Annotated in this window: 15 protein-coding genes; 4 read left to right on the top strand and 11 right to left on the bottom strand. The window is 41.7% G+C overall.

The window, feature by feature from the left end:
- Positions 1-19: 19 nt before the first annotated feature.
- Together J3P37_RS11210 and J3P37_RS11205 are read right to left on the bottom strand one after the other, a co-directional pair.
- Positions 20-1,318, bottom strand: coding sequence for a c-type cytochrome (locus J3P37_RS11210; RefSeq protein WP_256011212.1), 1,299 nt, complete (start codon positions 1,316-1,318; stop codon positions 20-22).
- 236 nt (positions 1,319-1,554) lie between these two features.
- Positions 1,555-2,529 carry a deoxyhypusine synthase family protein gene (locus tag J3P37_RS11205; RefSeq protein WP_256011211.1) on the bottom strand — a complete coding sequence of 325 codons (975 nt, stop codon included), beginning with the start codon at positions 2,527-2,529 and terminating at the stop codon, positions 1,555-1,557.
- 101 nt (positions 2,530-2,630) lie between these two features.
- On the opposite strand from J3P37_RS11205, the gene J3P37_RS11200 reads away from it, so the two are divergent.
- Positions 2,631-3,764 (top strand): BamA/TamA family outer membrane protein, encoded by a 1,134-nt coding sequence (locus tag J3P37_RS11200; protein ID WP_256011210.1) that lies wholly within the window; start codon positions 2,631-2,633, stop codon positions 3,762-3,764.
- 146 nt (positions 3,765-3,910) lie between these two features.
- Here the strand turns inward: J3P37_RS11200 and J3P37_RS11195 are convergent, their stop codons facing one another.
- Positions 3,911-4,696, bottom strand: a complete 786-nt coding sequence (locus J3P37_RS11195; RefSeq protein WP_256011208.1) for an O-methyltransferase — start codon at positions 4,694-4,696, stop codon at positions 3,911-3,913.
- A gap of 71 nt (positions 4,697-4,767) precedes the next feature.
- Between J3P37_RS11195 and J3P37_RS11190 the strand changes: the two genes are divergently transcribed.
- Entirely contained in the window at positions 4,768-5,643 is an 876-nt protein-coding gene (locus J3P37_RS11190; protein ID WP_256011207.1) for a transglutaminase-like domain-containing protein, read from the top strand.
- Between the two features lie 246 nt (positions 5,644-5,889).
- Here the strand turns inward: J3P37_RS11190 and prfB are convergent.
- Positions 5,890-6,967 (bottom strand): peptide chain release factor 2 gene (gene prfB / locus J3P37_RS11185; RefSeq protein ID WP_256011206.1). Its coding sequence is split into 2 segments (ribosomal slippage): positions 5,890-6,906 and positions 6,908-6,967, totalling 1,077 coding nucleotides; the frame shifts between segments, so codons are not numbered across the junction.
- 104 nt (positions 6,968-7,071) lie between these two features.
- On the opposite strand from prfB, the gene J3P37_RS11180 reads away from it, so the two are divergent.
- Both J3P37_RS11180 and pgi read left to right on the top strand, forming a co-directional pair.
- Positions 7,072-7,815, top strand: a complete 744-nt coding sequence (locus J3P37_RS11180) for a COG3650 family protein (RefSeq protein WP_256011205.1) — start codon at positions 7,072-7,074, stop codon at positions 7,813-7,815.
- A gap of 53 nt (positions 7,816-7,868) precedes the next feature.
- Positions 7,869-9,515: a glucose-6-phosphate isomerase gene (gene pgi, locus J3P37_RS11175; protein WP_256011204.1), complete on the top strand. Its 1,647-nt coding sequence runs from the start codon at positions 7,869-7,871 to the stop codon at positions 9,513-9,515.
- 47 nt (positions 9,516-9,562) lie between these two features.
- Here pgi and J3P37_RS11170 read toward each other — a convergent pair whose 3' ends face one another.
- The 7 genes from J3P37_RS11170 to J3P37_RS11140 form a co-directional block, all read right to left on the bottom strand.
- Positions 9,563-10,738 carry a glycosyltransferase gene (locus J3P37_RS11170; protein ID WP_256011203.1) on the bottom strand — a complete coding sequence of 392 codons (1,176 nt, stop codon included), beginning with the start codon at positions 10,736-10,738 and terminating at the stop codon, positions 9,563-9,565.
- Positions 10,739-10,838: 100 nt separating this feature from the next.
- Entirely contained in the window at positions 10,839-11,945 is a 1,107-nt protein-coding gene (locus J3P37_RS11165; protein ID WP_256011202.1) for a glycosyltransferase family 4 protein, read from the bottom strand.
- Between the two features lies 1 nt (position 11,946).
- On the bottom strand, positions 11,947-13,614 hold the full coding sequence (locus J3P37_RS11160; RefSeq protein WP_256011201.1) for an ATP-binding cassette domain-containing protein: 1,668 nt from the start codon (positions 13,612-13,614) through the stop codon (positions 11,947-11,949).
- A 6-nt stretch (positions 13,615-13,620) separates the two neighbouring features.
- The gene (locus J3P37_RS11155) at positions 13,621-14,508 is read right to left on the bottom strand and encodes a capsular polysaccharide synthesis protein (protein ID WP_256011200.1); all 888 of its coding nucleotides are present in this window, start codon (positions 14,506-14,508) and stop codon (positions 13,621-13,623) included.
- Complete coding sequence (locus J3P37_RS11150; protein ID WP_256011199.1) at positions 14,492-15,640, bottom strand: glycosyltransferase; 1,149 nt, start codon at positions 15,638-15,640, stop codon at positions 14,492-14,494. Before J3P37_RS11150 ends, J3P37_RS11155 begins: the two co-directional genes overlap by 17 nt.
- A gap of 159 nt (positions 15,641-15,799) precedes the next feature.
- Positions 15,800-17,107: a glycosyltransferase family protein gene (locus J3P37_RS11145; RefSeq protein WP_256011198.1), complete on the bottom strand. Its 1,308-nt coding sequence runs from the start codon at positions 17,105-17,107 to the stop codon at positions 15,800-15,802.
- Between the two features lie 104 nt (positions 17,108-17,211).
- Positions 17,212-18,042: a glycosyltransferase family 2 protein gene (locus J3P37_RS11140; protein ID WP_256011197.1), complete on the bottom strand. Its 831-nt coding sequence runs from the start codon at positions 18,040-18,042 to the stop codon at positions 17,212-17,214.
- Positions 18,043-18,046 lie beyond the last annotated feature (4 nt).

The raw sequence follows: 18,046 nt of genomic DNA, 5'->3' as shown, positions 1-18,046 counted from the left end.
TCGTAAGTTCTTTAATTTATTAATAATGACATTTACCGCACTCAAGTCCGCCTAAAACCGCTGGCGTAACTTTTTCACCTTTCTTCAACTGATCGTGCACTGCAAGTACTTTGTCATAATAAGCATTGCCCTTAGAGTTCACTTCTCTTGTACGGTGGCAATTGATACACCATTTCATAGTAAGAGGAGAGTATTGATATACTTCAGGCATTGTTTGGATAGGTCCGTGACATTCCTGGCATGCAATACCCGCAACAGTTACGTGCTGAGAGTGGTTGAAGTAGGCCAGGTCAGGCAGGTTGTGAATACGAACCCACTGAATAGGTTTTGGATTATCACCGTATTGCTTAGTAGCCGGATCGTAATCCAAAGCCTTATAGATCTTTGCAATTTCAGGTGAAGTTTCACCGTTATATTTATCACTTGCAGTAACGTAGCTATGGCAGTTCATACACACGTTCAACGAAGGGATAGCCGCATTCTTTGACTTGTATGCATTGAAGTGGCAGTATTGGCAATCGATCTTAAGAGTACCAGCGTGTAACTGGTGAGAGTATTTGATAGGCTGCTCAGGCTGATATCCCTGATGAACACCTGTGTTCCACATGGCCTTCCATCCCAAAGAGCCAAACAAGGCTACCAAAAGGATGATCACGAAGAATACAAACTTTTTATTTTTAGCAAGCCTTCTGAAACGAACAGCAGCGCTCTCTTCCTGATCCTCACCTTCAACCAGTAAACCCTGTTTTTGCAGGATTATACGATCTAAGGTCTTAACAACCCTGTTAAGTACCAGAATAACCAGTAGAGCGATGATCACTACCAGGATTAATCCGCCAAGCATGAAATTGCTTACCTCGTCGCCCTTAGCAGCAGTGCCACCCTCCTCGCCTGTTGCTCCTGCAGCACCTGGGGCAGCTGCTGGTGCAGACTCTTCCTTCGCCACATAAGCAAGGATATTACGAACATCGTCATCTGACAACTCCGGGAATGGAGTCATTACAGTTTTATTATATTCGTTAAAAACTTTTACTGCTGCCGGATCTCCAGCGGCAACTAACGCCTGCGAATTCTTAATCCATTTGATCAACCATGCCTCGTCGTACTTTTCATTGATACCCTTCAATGCAGGACCAACAACCTGACGACTGATTGCGTGGCAGGATGTACATTTTTGCTTAAAAATGGCTGCTCCTGCTGCTGCATCGCCTGCCGGTGCTGCTGCATCCTGAGCGTTAGCATTGACCCCGAAACTTAAGGCTGAAACAAATAGTAAAGATTTTGCAATTCTTCTAAAAACCAATGAGATGCTTCTCATATTTATATTTTACGATAAAAAAATTGAATGTAAACCGAAAATGTGTTTTAAGTCACATTTTCGGATGACAAAAGTATAATTAATTCAGCTATGGATGACACTATGATGACCTGTAATATCAATTTATAACCATTCTAAATAATTGAAAAAACGCCCCAGTGATACTACTAAAGCGTTTTTTGTTTTAATGATCTTGCAGCTTCTTTAAAAAGCTTTTGCAGATGTTAGAACATTTATTATTGTTTCAACACCCATGCGAAAATCAGGGGAGCAACAATGGTTGCGTCTGATTCAACTATAAATTTAGGAGTAGTTATATCAAGCTTTCCCCAGGTAATTTTCTCATTAGGCACTGCTCCGGAATACGAACCGTAAGAAGTAGTTGAGTCGGATATCTGGCAGAAATAGCTCCAGAACGGGATTTCATGCATTTCCAGATCCTGATAAAGCATAGGCACTACACAAATAGGAAAATCTCCGGCAATACCGCCGCCGATTTGGAAGAAACCTATCCCTTTGCCATCCGAATTAGCGCGGTACCAGTCGGCCAACCAGGCCATATATTCGATACCGCTTTTCATGGTACTTGCTTTTAACTCGCCTTTTATCACGTAGGATGCAAAAATATTACCCATGGTACTGTCTTCCCATCCCGGCACAATTATAGGCAGATTACGTTCCGCCGCAGCGATCATCCAGCTGTTCTCGACAGGTATTTCGTAGTTTTCTTTCATTACTCCACTAAGAAGCAATTTGTACATAAACTCATGCGGAAAATAGCGCTCACCTTTTTCTTCTGCGTCTTTCCATATCTTGTAAATATGTTTCTGGATCCGGCGGAAGGCCTCTTCTTCGGGAATACAGGTATCGGTTACCCGGTTGTAGCCGTTTTCCAGAAGATCCCATTCTTCCTGCGGACTTAAATCACGGTAGTTAGGAACACGCTTGTAGTGAGAGTGAGCCACAAGGTTCATCACATCCTCTTCGAGGTTAGCCCCTGTACACGAAATAATATCGACTTTCCCCTGGCGAATCATTTCAGCCAAAGAGATGCCAAGCTCTGCAGTACTCATAGCACCGGCAAGCGTGATCATCATTTTACCACCTTCTTCAAGATGAGTTTCATATCCTTTTGCAGCATCAAGAAGAGCAGCGGCATTGAAATGGCGATAATTATGTTCTATAAACTGTGAAATCGGACCTCTGTTCATATCGTTAAAATTTTGGCAAAAATAGCATTTTTTAAATGGACAATATCGCCTATTAATGTCTTTCTCAAATCAAAGCTTCCGAATCCTTATCTTCGCATCCGATGAAGAAGTTTTGCATCCTGTTTATAATTTCTCTTTACTTGCTTAATTCTGCATCCGGGCAGAGGAGGCTCACCGAAAAATTGCTTTCGAGCCAGGGCGATAGTACAAAAAAAGGCTCCTTCATGGTGCTACCCGCGGTGGGCTATGCCCAGGAAACAGGCTGGCAATTTGGCCTGGCTTCGCTCTCCTCATTTTACACAAATACTAAAGACACCCTTACACGAAGCTCGAACATTTCCGCTGTAGCGGCGTTCACCACCAAAAAACAAAGCAATTTCAGCATAAAACCGGATGTCTGGTCGGCAGGCAACCGATATCATTATTCGGGAGAACTTCGCTATAAAAACTTTCCTTTCAACTTCTACGGTGTTGGAGATAAAACCCGGGAAGCGGATAAAGAGATTATTACCCAAAAACTTTTCAGATTCAGTGCCGAGGTTGAGAAGTTGCTGAAAAGAGGTATTTACCTTGGTGCGACTGCCAGTTATGAAGACTATAAATACACTGATAAAGAGCCGGGAGGCATCTATGAAACAGGCAGATTTATCAGGGATAAAGATGGTGGCCGCGCGGCATTTATCGGGCTCACTCAAATAATCGACAGCCGGAACACCAATACCTATACAACTAGAGGCACGTACATAAGATTCAATTACTCTTTTGCTCCGGATATTTTCGGCGGAGAAAACTTTACTGGTAGCTTATTTAAGCTGGACTTTAGAACGTTCAACAGCTTAAATTCTAAAACCGTCCTGGGCGTTCAATTGAACTACCAGTCGTTACAGGGATCCAACGCCCCCTTCTATCTGCTACCGCAATTGGGCAACGACCAGGTGATGCGCGGATATTATACCGGCCGCTACCGCGACCGCAACCTGCTGGCTACACAGGCCGAACTGCGCTACCGCCTCATCCCCAGATTCGGCATAGCCGGTTTCGCCGGACTTGGGTCAGTATACGAAAACGGCCTATTTAGCTTAAACAACTTAAAGCCAAGTTACGGAGCTGGATTAAGATATTTCGTAGCGCCAATAAGAGGTCTAAGTGTCCGACTCGACTATGCCTTTGGAGAAAAACGTTCAAACGAGAAACGTCAGCAAGGCTTTTATCTATCGCTCTCGGAAGCGTTTTAAGGGAAGGTGTTTATAAATCCAGCAAGCTCTGTTTCTTCGTCATCCTGAACTTGTTTCAGGACCTCTTGACTAAACTTCTCTCCATCAAGCCCCTATTCTGCCGATAGAGTTCCTAAGGGTCTCTATCGATTCACCCTATCAACTATCTAAAACTTTATCTTAAAATCCTCTTTAACCTGCCCTCCTCTAAAATAAACCAACCCAATCCAAAACAGATCAACCGTCACAGTCACTTGAGGATGCGCCTTAATCTCATCCCAGGCCTCCTGCATTCCCTTACTCCAGTAAATATCATCGAAAATCAATAAAGAGCCCTCATGAACTTTAGGAAGACACAGGTTAAAATAATCGAGGGTTGCCTGTTTACGATGATTACCGTCAATAAAAACAAAATCGAGTTCATTGATACCAGACAAGACTTCAGGTAACACCGTATCAAAATCCCCCGTAAGTATAGTACTATTTGAAACCCTCAACTTATTCAGGTTCTCCCTTGCTATAGCGGCCGTTTGAGGACATCCCTCAATACTGATGATCTTTCCCTTCGGAGCAGATCTGGCAAGATAAGACGTAGTTAAGCCCAGGCAGGTCCCAAGCTCGATAATATTTTGCGGATTCAGGTCGTTAGATAACCTGTATATCAGCTGTGCAAGTCTAGAAGGCTTTAAGGCATTCTTTGCCAGTTGTTTTACCTGCTTCCTTTTATTATTATTGACGTGTGAACCAGCTCCAAGGTCTGTGATGGTAATGTATCTTTCATCAGAAAGAAGATGCTTTCTTAATTGCTCAATTTCGTGGAAGTCATCCCTGGGTGAGTAATCGTAGATCACTTCATCTACTAACTTATAAACGAAAGGAGAATGAGTCCCGTGACGGGTTTTAGCAGTTAACCAATGTTTAATGTAAGAATTAAGCAGTTGTACGTTAATCATAAAGCGTCAAAATTAGGTAAAGGATATCAGGCTTGTCCTAAATTTTATAGAAATTTACTATTTTAGTATAAATGCTTAATCAGAAAGAAATAGAATCCTTAATCAAACTACTGGACGATCCGGATCAGGAGATTGCGGATCATGTAGAGGATAAGTTGCTATCATATGGCAGTGAGGTTGTTGAGTATTTAGAATCCGCCTGGGAACAGTCGTTTGATGCAGTACTGCAACAGCGTATCGAAGACCTTGTACACAAGATACAATATCTCGATGTAAAACGCGAACTGGAGCTTTGGTACCACGGAGGTGCTTTTGATCTGTTACAAGGCGTCATCATCATCAATAAATACCAATATCCCGACATGGATCCGCAAAAGATTGTGAATCAGATCGAGGATATCAAGCGGGAAATATGGACTCAGATGATGTACGACATGAGCGCAGTTGAAAAAGTAAAACTGATCAACCACGTGCTTTATGGAATTCATGGATTTTCAGGGAATACCACCAATCACCAGGACCCACAAAACTCTTACATCAGCCAGGTTCTAGAAAGCAAAAAAGGCAACCAGATCTCCCTGGCGGTGATCTATTCAGTGATCGCTCAGAAACTGGATATTCCGGTTTACGGAGTAAACCTTCCCCAGCATTTCATACTTGGGTTTGTGGATGAAACCAAAGATTTCTCCCAGGAAGAAAGCGTTTTGTTTTATATCAATGCATTTAACAAAGGTTTTATCTTTGGAAGGAGAGATGTCGATTCGTTCCTAAAACAGCTAAACCTTAAGCCAGACAGATCTTTTTACGAGCCCTGCAGTAATGAAAACATCATCCGCCGGATCTTAAGGAACCTGATAGCAGCCTATACCAAACTTGGCTATGAGGATAAAGTGAGGGAAATTGAAGAATTACTTGAGGTGATGGAAAATCCCAAACCAAATCAATGATTTGAATTAGAAAGGTGCTTGAATTCCCAAACAAGCTATTTCTATTCTTCGTCATCCTGAACTTGTTTCAGGACCTCTTGATCTAAAATAAACTCAAGAGGTGCCGAAATAAATTCGGCATGACGATCTAACAAAAGCTCCTGCTGACGCACGCGTGCCGCGTGTGCCAAATCCTAAAACTCCATCAAATAAGCCTTCAAAAAATCATTCAAATCCCCATCTAGGAAAATAATTTATTATAATAAATTAAAACTCCATCAAATACGCCTTCAGAAAATCATTCAAATCCCCATCCAACACCCCCTGTGCATTTGAAGTCTCATAGTTAGTCCTCAGATCTTTCACCAACTTATATGGATGTAAAACATAATTCCTGATCTGCGAGCCCCACTCAATCTTTTTCTTAGATCCCTCAATAGCAGCGGTAGTCTCCCTTTTCTTCCGCATTTCAATCTCATATAACTGAGATTTCAGCAAGCGAATCGCATTCTCCTTGTTCTGCAACTGTGAGCGCGACTCCTGGTTTTTGATAATAATTCCCGAAGGCTTGTGATACAAACGGACAGCTGTTTCAACCTTGTTCACATTCTGCCCCCCTGCTCCTCCCGAGCGGAATGTTTCAAACTCAATATCCGCAGGGTTAACCTCAATTTCAATCGTATCATCTACCAGCGGATAAACATATACCGATGCAAAAGAAGTATGACGTTTAGCATTAGCATCAAACGGTGAAATACGCACCAGGCGATGCACCCCGTTTTCCCCTTTCAGGTACCCATAGGCAAACTCCCCTTCAAACTGAATGGTAACCGACTTAATCCCGGCCACATCACCTTCCTGGAAATCCTGCTCCGTTACCTTATAGCCATTCTTCTCCCCCCACATGATGTACATCCGCATCAGCATCTGTGCCCAGTCGCAGCTTTCAGTACCGCCTGCACCTGCGGTGATCTGCATCACCGCATTTAACTGGTCTTCCTCAGAACTCAGCATATTCTTGAATTCCAATTCTTCAAGCTTGCTTAAAGCAGCAGTATATTGTTCTTTGAGATCTTCAGCACTGGCATCACCCGACTGATAAAACTCAAACATCACAGCCGCGTCTTCCACAGCCGCACTAACATCAGCATAACCGTCGGTCCAGACCTTTTTGGTTTTTATGGCATGAAGCACTTTTTCTGCCTCTTTGGGTTTATCCCAAAAGCCGGGCGTTGTAGTAAATTCTTGTTCAAGGCGTAATTCATCGAGCTTCCGTTCGACGTCAAAGATGCCTCCTCAGGGACGTTACTCTGTCCCTTAAATCCTGCAATTGTTCTTTGGTCATAGCGGCAAAAATAGCATTATTTTTTCTTCCACGTGGAACCCAGACTAAACTTAAAAGTCCCTGCTGCTAAAACCAAGAGCTAATCACCTTGTTTAAAAAAACCGATGACGAGATACCTTTTAATATTTTTACTTTGTGCCGGATGCACCTCCGCAACTAAAAACCAATCGCCTGATGGACCGGTAGCAGCACAAAACCTCCCAGCAGATTCCACTTACGTGCTGGTCGATTCCAGCAAGTCCAGTATCCCCGAAAGAGAATTCTCCGGCTTTTACATCAACGGAAATGAGGTAAACACCTTCCGGGACTGCAGTACCGGTCAGACCTATTGGGTGGAGGATCAAAGTGGTCAGCTCCTGAATGCCTATCACAAATCCAGAAGCAATCTATGGTATCCATACGAAAGTGCTTATGCAGAAGTCAGGGGTTTTCTTAAAGGAAAAACAGAACAGGGCTATGCATCGGAGTTCCAAAACACTATAGTTGTTACGAGAATCAGGGAAGTTAAACAAAAATCCTTCATGACCGAATGTTATGATTTTCAATTCATTGCACTCGGCAATGAGCCCTTCTGGAATGCAGAGATCATTCCCAACGAAAACATCATTGCTTTTAAAGACGTAGCTACCGAAAAATCTTATACTTTTCCCTATGCTAAACCGGTTGTAGCAGGTAGTAAGACAAGCTACGCAGTGAAAAATGACAAAGGTGAATCTTTAAAACTTGTGATTACCAAAGAAAACTGCAATGACGGCATGTCAGACCGAAACTACTTTTATTCAGCACAGGCAGAGCTTAACGGCAAACATTTGAGCGGCTGTGCGATCAGGAAAGGTGACAAATTATAACAAACCTATCGGTCTTCCAGCAAGGAATTTTATATTCGCTAAAAAATAATACCATGCTCCCTACAATAAACTTTACTCAAACACAATCTTATCAATATTTATCAGATCATTTAGTAGAGATAAGCGACAAGCACCTGCGTGATCTTTTTGCTGAGGATCCGCAACGTTTCGAAAAGTTCTCGATTGAATTTAAAGATATCCTCGTAGACTATTCCAAAAACCGCATCAACGATAAAACAATAGCTCTATTAATCCAGTTAGCAAAAGAAACTGGCTTAAAAGAAGCCATAGAGGCGATGTTTTCTGGCGAGAAGATCAATGAAACCGAAGGCCGCTCCGTTTTGCATGTCGCTTTGCGTAACCAGGGCAATATTCCCGTTTTGGTGGATGGTGCTGATGTGATGCCTGATATCAATGCTGTTCTTGAAAAAATAGAGAAATTCACCAACTCCATTCTTTCAGGCGAATGGAAAGGCTATACCGGAAAAGCAATTACCGATGTGGTAAACATCGGTATTGGCGGCTCGGATCTTGGTCCGGTGATGGTTACCGAGGCTTTAAAGCCTTACAAAACCCATCTTAGCCTTCATTTTGTATCCAATGTTGACGGAACACATATTGCGGAAACCCTGAAAAAAGTTGATCCGGAAACTACACTTTTCCTGATCGCTTCCAAAACCTTCACCACCCAGGAAACTATGGCTAATGCACACAGCGCAAGAGACTGGTTTTTAAGCTCAGGCGCTAGCGATGGTGACGTTGCTAAGCACTTTGCTGCACTTTCGACCAATTCGCAGGCAGTTTCTTCCTTTGGGATCGACACTCAAAACATGTTCGAGTTCTGGGACTGGGTAGGCGGCCGTTATTCCCTTTGGAGCGCCATCGGAACCTCGATTGCACTAGGCATCGGGTTCGATAACTTCAAAGCATTATTAGGCGGAGCACATTCTATGGATAAACACTTCCGTGAAAGCGAGTTCGAGCAGAACATCCCTGTAATTTTAGCTTTGTTAGGTATCTGGTACAATAACTTTTTCGAAGCAGAAAGCCATGCCATCCTACCTTACGACCAATACCTTCATCGCTTTGCAGCTTATTTCCAGCAAGGCGATATGGAAAGCAACGGTAAATGTGTTGACCGTAACGGAGATGCTATCGAATATCAAACCGGCCCAATCATTTGGGGCGAGCCTGGAACTAACGGACAACACGCCTTCTACCAGCTAATTCACCAGGGTACAAAACTGATCCCATGCGACTTTATTGCCCCGGCACAATCACATAACAAGATTGGGAACCACCATACGCTTTTGTTGTCGAACTTCTTCGCCCAGACCGAAGCCCTGATGAACGGCAAAACTTATGAAGAGGTGGTGGCTGAGTTGAAAGCTTCCGGTAAATCAGAAGCAGAGATTGAGAAACTGGCACCATTCAAAGTGTTTGAAGGAAATCGCCCGACTAATTCTATCATGGTGAAACAGGTTACCCCTGAGACTTTAGGAGCGCTTATCGCGATGTATGAGCATAAGATATTTGTGCAGGGTGTGATCTGGAATGTTTTCAGCTTTGATCAGTGGGGTGTTGAGTTAGGCAAGCAACTGGCTGGAAAGATCCTACCGGAGCTGCAGAGTGAGGAAGAGGTGCGTACGCATGATGCTTCTACGAATGGCTTGATAAACAGGTATAAGAGCTGGAGGTAGACGATTAATTTATTGAAGGGGCACCTGTTATACTCCGATGCCCCTTCCTAATAACAATACTTCTCAGCCACTAACTTCCTTGCCTCAATGGATAGGTGTTTGTAGATCTGTTCATCTTGTAATAGTAATAAACACTGTTCAATGAATTCTTCCTTTGTGTCCGCTGCGAGGTAGTGGTCGTTTGCTGTAACAGCTAACCCTCTTACAGATTCTTTAGTTCCAACTACTGGCAAGCCAAACCACATAGCTTCCAACACTTTTAGCTTGGTGCCCCCACCCGCATGCAGGGGAGATATTACGATATTAGATTGTTCATACATTTCGTCTATTATAGAAACGCCTTCGAAGAAAAACACACCCTCTAAACTCGAAAAGTACTTGACTAATCTTTCAGGGCAACCAAAACCTGCGATATTCAGCGTGATCGAAGGGTTAAGTCTTCTTAATTCAGGAAAAACGTTCTTAGTAAACCATAAAATTGCCTCCTCATTAGGATAATAACCGAAGGATCCTATAAAAAGCAATCGAGACGGTTTCCCGAGTATAGGAATTTCGGGCGGATTACCGTGGATCTTGTTCGGCAAAACCTTTACTTCCGCATTTCCTGAACCTTTATCTAATCTTCCCTTATCATCTGTCGAACAAACATACACAGAATCAAATAACTTCAATGCCCTCCTTTCGTTAAGAAGGCTATGAAAAGAAGTGAGCTTATGAATGACAGCTCGTTTAAAGACTTTATCTTTCCAGAGCAACCGGGAAATACTGTTCCAGGTACTGGATTCAATATCATCCATGTCTAACTCCATCAAAGGGCATCCGGTTAAAGATTTTAAGTAGACAGCATATTCAGATAAGTATAATCTGAAACATATTATTTTATCAAAATCATTATTTTGATAAACACTTTTTAAATGGGCCTTTTGTGAAGTCGCCAGAGGTGTCCAAAAAAACCGTGAAATACCAGCCATTTCGGAAGTAAAAAAAGCTGTAAAAAATTGCAGGACCTGATTTAACTTTTCAGTAAAAGTAAACCTGACGTTCAGCACATGTTTCCTTTCTGATACGCTTGTCATACCTTCAGCGAGATCCCATTGTACATGAAGTATGTGCACCTCATGGCCCGCCATCTGAAGATTGGACAGCCATAAATGAGCTCTCTTTTGTCTTCCACTTCCGTTGGCATCAGGATGCACCGGTGTGATAAATAAGACTTTGCTCATAATTGTAATCTGGCGCCTCCAATTTTTTCGGGAATTATAAACCTATCCTTTTTAACAGCAAGTCTCCATAATGCAATCCCCCTTTGTGATCTCAATCGACTTATTTTTCGCATAACTCTTCCATTTCAATGATGAACTGGCTGACCATAGATTCTGTGGTGAAACCATTAGCTCTTCTTAATCCTCTTTCCCTTAGCAAGCCTCGTTTCGCTTCGCTTTGTAAAACATCTTTTACCGCCTTCAACATAGACTCTTTACTGTAGGGGTCTATATAAATAACCGCTTCTCCTCCAATTTCTTTAAGCCCGCCATACTCAGACGTAATAACCGGACATCCTAACGACATTGCTTCCAGGGCAGGCAGGCCGTAGCCCTCATACAGTGATGGATAAATCAAACAAGCGGCATGCTTATACAGGTGAACTAACACAGCATCTGATGCATCAAGAAATATCACCTTATCCTTTACACTTAGGCTATCTAAAAGATCCGCTTCCCAGCGCGTGCATTTACCTGTACAAACCAGATAACGGCCTTCTTCATTGAGTAGCGCAGCAATTGACTGAAGAAAAAATCTAAAATTTTTACGCCCCGCACGAAGTCCCACAAACAACAAATAAGAATCAGGCAACCATCCGGCGGGAGGACTTATCCTATTAATGTCCAGCAGATTACCTGTGTATATTACACGTGTAACCGTTCTATCAACGTCTGCTAGTTCTATGATATCATTCTGCACCTTTTTCGAAATACAAATTACTTTAGATGCGCGCCGAGACAGGTATGCCAGCTTATCTGCACTATCACTACTAGTATCAAACAACCCTTCAGGACCCAAAACACATCGCATGGTATCATGTACTACCATCAAAAAACGTTTTCCCGGAGGCAAATAGTTCAAGAAAGTATCTTCAAACACCGGAGATGTAGTGACCACCATATCGTAATCGCCTTGGGCAATTTTCTTCCAATAGTATTTTTTGGATAAAGCTTGTAAACGAGGAGTAATTCTTCGTCCGAGAAAAGGGATCTTCTCCAGTTTGGCTGCTGCCTGAATCCTTCCAGAGATAACATCATTGCCAGAAATCATCAAAGGAAGCTCAACCTTCACGCCCCGCATGGTTAATTCTTCTATTAACCTGCCATAATATCTCACCATTCCGCATCTGCCGTATGTAAATATCTCAGGATCGAATAGAACTTTCATCTTATAAATAACAAAATTTATTGGCAAACTTTTCAGCGTTTGACTTTCTGTGGGTTATAAACATTAAAGCCCCCTCAACCATAACCCGGCTAATATTTTCCATAACCATAGATTCGGTGTGCTCATCAATTGCAGAAGTTGCTTCATCCAGGAAAAGGACATCAGGTTGAAAATACAACGCTCGTGCAATTCCGATACGCTGTCTTTGCCCGCCCGAAAATTTTGCACCATTATCTCCGACAGGAGAATGAAGTCCTAAAGGCATTTGTTTAACGTGGTCATATAAAAAAACCATCCTTAAAACATCCCAAATCTTTTTTTCATCCACATCCCTGTGCCCAAATACAATGTTATCCAGTATAGTACCATCAAGAAGCTTAATATCTTGCGCCACATAGGCCATTGATACCTGAGAACCGAGAGAAGAACTTACACTAACACCGCCATGAACAGGTTTAAGTATCCCGGCGGCAATCATCATCAAAGTACTCTTCCCCTTACCAGTTGGCCCAAAAGTAGCAATCCGGTCACCTTTTGAAATTTCCAGGTTTATATTATTAAAAAGTGGTGCACTACCATTGTAATGATAACTTACATCTTTGAGCCTAATTAAAGCATTGTTCCCCAGTTCAGACCTCTCTAAATACGGTCGGCTTTTTACACCAGCGCTCAACTCTTTTTGAATTATTGCAGCATTATGGGTACTGCCATACAAATCACTATAAGAAGCTAATAATTGAGATATAGATGGAAATATTCTACGAGCCAATAGAGCGGCCGTGGCAAAGCTTGCTATCAATTCTTTTGACGATTGCAAATTATTCGAGGATATAGTTAAGAGGCCCCCGGCCAGAGTGGCCGTCAAGATCAGCTCCACCAAAATTCGAGGGACATGCGGATAGATAGACAAGTCAGATTTAATTTTACTCAACTTCCGGAGCCGGACATCAATTGCCTCCAGAAAATATTGATTTACCCCGAAAAGATTGATCTCTCTCGGAAGATCAAATACCTCGTGCAATTTCTGATGATACTCTTTTTGGTATGATTCATGATCCGTAGCGCCACTCTCTATTTTGCTGGCAATAAAATGACGGGTGAAAACTAGCATTATTGCAATAGAGAGCAGCACTGCTAAGGCTAGTCCAGGCATTTTTAGAAAAGTAGCAGCTCCCAGTAAAATAACCGTCGACAAGGATCCAAGAATATTTAGTACTACCTGATAAGAATAGGCCGCATCCAGAGCGGTGATCGTACTGTGCTTAATTTTTGAAGAACGGTTGTCATTCAGGAATTCGATCCATGGCATAGAGAGATATTTCCTGATCAGTTTCTCAGATAACCTTCGATATATTGTCTGAGTCAGTTTCCGGGAGTACGTTATAGAAAGCAGATCAACAGCTTGCCGGGCCAGGGTTATGATCACAAGAATCAAAGCACATAAAGCCAAATCATTGCCATCTAACTTGTAGAAACCAATTGAAACACTTTCCTGTTGAAGCACCATAATAAGCACGTACATCCAATAGGCGAAAACCAGGTCGACAACTGGAAGCAAAAGACTGAAAACTACAGACAAGCGCCATTTTGAAGATAAATCAGCTGGCAAGAGATCATTTAAAACCCTGATTTTATCCTTTAAAGAATTTATAGCATTTAATACGGACATAAATTTCTAAATCACAAAAAAACGTTTGATTTTTTCTGAAAGATATTTCAGGGAGCTGAACTGGGTATCTTCCGGCAAGAACCTGAGGGCAAGCCTTGCATAAGTACTTTGTGAGTACCTTAAATAATTAACAGTAAGATCCTTATTACAAAACTTTGTAAAGTCCTTACGCCCTGGGTCCCACCACAAATGACTCCAAAGGTGAATACTATAAACGCCGTTGATGTCTTGAAGCGGATCAATAAAAATTCTTTTGATACCTTCAGCTGTCCAGTCAAAATGATAAAATGAACGTTCCGGCTCGACATGGATCAGCTGAGGATATTGCTCGCTTAACTTAAACGGTAAAAAAGTTGAATGCGCACTCCAGGTTCCATTAAATTCTTTTACCATACTATCCAGCCATAGCCGGGCGAATTCAGACCCTTGTTCGGACGCTATCCAGGCATTGCAGAGGGAGCCGCCGGCTTCTACGGCAGCTTGCTGAGTCATGTCGACACGTTCCCGACCAAGAATAAATTTCTTATTATAATACTCATCGGGAATAGGCGATACAAATAGAGTATCAATATCTGCATAAATACCTCCGTATTCAAGTAAAACCTCCAGTCGAATAATGTCTGACAGGTGCGCGTACTTAAACTTCTCAATGCTTTTGTCGGAATAAACATAAGAATCAAGAAAACTTTGTGGTTGAACTCTATTTAGTGTTAATCTATCCCTTATCTTATCCCACCAATATCCATATGGTAAATTCTGGTAATGAAAATATACGATATCAGGATTATTAACGGCGATACAGGAGGCAAGGCATAAATAGTGTGACAGATGAAACGGTTCTGTCTGCTCCTTTAACCCGAAAACAAAATGAAATATTCTATCCTTTCTTTCCATTTAGAATGCTTATACACTTTTCAGCGATTGCGGCTGACGCGAATTCTTCCCTGACATGCTTCTGCAGCTTAAATCCCTTTTCTAGGGCTTCTTGCTGATTTTCAAAAACCCTTCGCATAGTCTTCTTTGCGTGAGCAATATTCACCTCCGCCCATTGTTGACTAGTATCATAGGATTTTTTGCCGAACTCTGTAGACACCGAAGTCATTTCATAGTTTAAGTGGTATGAGTATGCTTTTGGTAAAAAATCCAAAAAACCGCCGAACCCTGTAATGATCACGGGCTTAGCACACCATGCAGCTTCATAAGCGCCCATTCCCCAACCCTCGCCGCGGGTAAAAGAAACGAAACAATCCCCTCTTTTATGAAGAAAAGAGATATCTTCAGCAGAAACGTTCTTAGCTATATGGATCAAATTTCTTCTATTCTTAACATTGAGTTTGGAGAACGCCCTCGACGATTCTCCAAAATCCCATCGGAAAAACTTTCTCCAGTTTCTTTTTAACTTCGACCAATCCCTTTCACCGGTTTTAATAACGAGGGATACTTTTTCAGAGTCGGAAAACTCTTCAGCAAAGGCTTTTATTAAAGTTTCAACGTTTTTCCTTTCGTTCCACACACATATAGTATAAAAAAGAAACGAATCTTTAAAAGGTCTGAGGATCGAAGGTGTAGTTCTGGCCTTTTCACCAGTTGTTTCGCCATGAAACTCCGATACATGAGGAAGGACTTCTACTCTTGAAGTAACACCACATTTTTCAAACACTGCTTTGTTCCAATTGCAAGGCACAAAAATACCATCCATTAAATTTAGAAGCTCTGGCCAATGTTCTGGAATCTTATCAGTTTCCCAGGCTGTATAACCCCATACCCGAATATCCGGATTATTCCGTTTTTCGTTCTGATACCAAAAGGGGTAATACTCTGGTACAGTATGGACTATTACGGCGTCATAATGCCTTCCATCACCTCTATCCTGGTCGCCAATGAGTCCTCCGCTGCGCGGATTGCCCGCGGTAATTTTAATGGTGGTAACATCAACTCCAGACGAAATCAATGCAGATATTAGAGATTTCGATGATATCCCATAGCCCGTCGCCTCATCAAAACTGATAAATTTTATTGCAAACATCTCTTATAAACCAACATACTGCAGGGTCATTTACGAACGACCCTGGAAAACCTATCCTTCGAAAAGCGAAGCGCCAAAAGTCGGTAACTTTATGAATATTTCAAATTTAAAAAAAGGGCAAAGAGCTGAGACACACAACAACCTGAGGACACCTGTTAACTATACAAATACGGGCAAGCTGGTAAAAACGCCGGCTTGCCGGACTGCAGAATCTTGCCGAGCGAGGCCTCCCACTATCTGAACCACTTTTTCAGCCTCCGCCTCTCTGCTGATAGCAAATAAAAACGCTTTAGATCTGGCAATTTTAAAGCTTTTCCCCCCTTTATACTTGCCCCACAGCTCCTGAAGAACCGGACGGAAGTCTGATATCGAATCACATACAAAACCGCCACTATTTTTAGTACTACTTGCCAAAGCTCCGCCATCGGAAACCGGCAAGAGTATAGGTTTCTGAAGCGCAAGATAATCAGCATGCTTAGATGTGTAGATCGCATTGGCATCGCCATACCTTAAATGCAAAAATGCGGAAGCAGTATAGCCTATTTCAATCGCCGATTCGATTTTTACAGTTGGCAAGACTTTAACATAAGCTTCCAAACCATTTTTCCTAATAACCTCTATTAACTTTTTATTATTAGCTCCAACAAAAAGCATCTCAAATTCTTGGCTATTTACATTGTTGTCGAAAATAAACTGCCGTATCACTTTGAAAAATGAGTCATTTTGAAGCTGTTGATTATAAATTCTGCCAAGGTAAACAAACCTTAACATATCACAACCATCTTGAATTTTATCAGGATCTATATGGAAAGCGTTTGAGCCGTTTTTTACAACATATGTTTTTTGCCTGATAGCCTCCGGGAAATATGCTCTTAATTTCTCAGATATAACTGTTACGGCGCTTGCCTTTTCCAACAGTGAATTCTCAAATTTCCTTTCCATCTTCTTTTTCACGACACTGGCAAATTGCGGAACATCCACCGAGTTATAACCATAGGTCCAGGGGTCCCTGTAGTCAACAATCAACTTGCATCCATAATCATTCACCAAACGATTAGCTATATTTAAAGAAAATGGAGAAGGATGAGAACTGATAATCACATCTTGCGGAGATAAAGCTAGTTTCTCAAGAGCAACATCTTTTTTACCGCTTTTATTAAACCTCTTACTCGTTAGTATGGGATTTAATAAGCTCTTTAATACGAAAAAATATGCTTTGAATCTTCTATTGCATTTAGATGCTAAAAATCGCAGCAGGCCTGTTTTGGCATCTGGCATATAAACGACATCAAGACCCAAGTTGTCTTCGCCTTTTTGACTATACCACTCATCAATATTGACATGAAGTGGGGGAGAAATAATGGCAACACTAAGCCCGCGCTTTTTGAACGCACGATAGAAGGACAAAATACGATTACGGGATGTAGTATTAAGCTTTAAGGAATAAGGAGCCAGGATATAAATCATCAAACAAATCAGCCTCACCCAAATATCCTAAAAACATATTAGAAATCCGAATCTGATATCATAATCATCTCGAATTACAGCATTCGCTAGCTACCTTCACCAACTTATCTCTCAGAGCTCAACTGCTTAAGCGTTTCTTTATTGAGAGTATGTCTCCGTGCGTCGAAAAGCCATCCCCACTTGTTGAAGTAGTAAATTCCCGATTTCAAGTATACAAGGAAAACAGAAAAGTCCCGAAAAGACTTTCTGACATGATCATGATAAACAAATACTTTAGGATAGAATACTGAACGATATCCAGCATCGATTATACGTCTGCAAATATCAATATCCTCTGTATACATAAAAATGTTTTCGTCAAATCCCTCAACCTCCCGTAACACACTGGTTCTGAAAACCAGGCAGCAACCAGATAAAAACGGCACATCGAGAGCTTTATTCATATTCCAACCCCTTAATTCAAAATTTTTGTTTAAAAACGATTGAACCTTAGCAACAGGCATAAAACGTCTTACAACAAAATCAAACGGAGTGGGTAAAAGCTTAGCTAGATATTGATGCCGTCTGTCGGGATATAACACTTTTGGCATCACAACTCCCACTTCGGGGTTCGCATCCATATAGCCTAAAATATCTTCAATTACGCCTTCTTCAAAGTAGACGTCCGGGTTTACAATAAGATGATACTCGGATTTTCCAAAGATTTTCTTGAATATTTTGTTATGGCTTGTGCCGAATCCTGGATTATTTGGAGACTTATGGTAGGTTACCTGACTTTGTTCCTTTTTTACATTAAAGTGCGACTGAGGCGAATTATCAACTATGTCAAACTTGGTTGAAGTCTTTATCTTTAAAACACTTTCAATGGCCTTTCTAGTCTGGACAGGATTGCTATTATATATAACCAGGCTTACTGACAGTTTAATATTCGGCATCAAT

It is taken from the genome of Desertivirga xinjiangensis (assembly GCF_024436435.1).
GTDB classification, from domain to species: Bacteria; Bacteroidota; Bacteroidia; order Sphingobacteriales; family Sphingobacteriaceae; genus Desertivirga; species Desertivirga xinjiangensis.
Note: the sequence above shows the minus strand (reverse complement) of the source record. Positions and strands in the feature narration are given on the sequence as shown.

What these genes read in the sequence shown, in the direction of transcription:
- J3P37_RS11160 (WP_256011201.1), bottom strand. Translation starts at nt 13,614, where the DNA reads ATGTCCGTATTAAATGCTATAAATTCTTTAAAGGATAAAATCAGGGTT.
- J3P37_RS11205 (WP_256011211.1), bottom strand. Translation starts at nt 2,529, where the DNA reads ATGAACAGAGGTCCGATTTCACAGTTTATAGAACATAATTATCGCCAT.
- J3P37_RS11140 (WP_256011197.1), bottom strand. Translation starts at nt 18,042, where the DNA reads ATGCCGAATATTAAACTGTCAGTAAGCCTGGTTATATATAATAGCAAT.
- J3P37_RS11190 (WP_256011207.1), top strand. Translation starts at nt 4,768, where the DNA reads ATGCTTAATCAGAAAGAAATAGAATCCTTAATCAAACTACTGGACGAT.
- J3P37_RS11165 (WP_256011202.1), bottom strand. Translation starts at nt 11,945, where the DNA reads ATGAAAGTTCTATTCGATCCTGAGATATTTACATACGGCAGATGCGGA.
- pgi (WP_256011204.1), top strand. Translation starts at nt 7,869, where the DNA reads ATGCTCCCTACAATAAACTTTACTCAAACACAATCTTATCAATATTTA.
- J3P37_RS11200 (WP_256011210.1), top strand. Translation starts at nt 2,631, where the DNA reads ATGAAGAAGTTTTGCATCCTGTTTATAATTTCTCTTTACTTGCTTAAT.
- J3P37_RS11180 (WP_256011205.1), top strand. Translation starts at nt 7,072, where the DNA reads ATGACGAGATACCTTTTAATATTTTTACTTTGTGCCGGATGCACCTCC.
- J3P37_RS11210 (WP_256011212.1), bottom strand. Translation starts at nt 1,318, where the DNA reads ATGAGAAGCATCTCATTGGTTTTTAGAAGAATTGCAAAATCTTTACTA.
- J3P37_RS11150 (WP_256011199.1), bottom strand. Translation starts at nt 15,640, where the DNA reads ATGTTTGCAATAAAATTTATCAGTTTTGATGAGGCGACGGGCTATGGG.
- J3P37_RS11195 (WP_256011208.1), bottom strand. Translation starts at nt 4,696, where the DNA reads ATGATTAACGTACAACTGCTTAATTCTTACATTAAACATTGGTTAACT.
- J3P37_RS11155 (WP_256011200.1), bottom strand. Translation starts at nt 14,508, where the DNA reads ATGGAAAGAAAGGATAGAATATTTCATTTTGTTTTCGGGTTAAAGGAG.
- J3P37_RS11170 (WP_256011203.1), bottom strand. Translation starts at nt 10,738, where the DNA reads ATGAGCAAAGTCTTATTTATCACACCGGTGCATCCTGATGCCAACGGA.
- J3P37_RS11145 (WP_256011198.1), bottom strand. Translation starts at nt 17,107, where the DNA reads ATGATTTATATCCTGGCTCCTTATTCCTTAAAGCTTAATACTACATCC.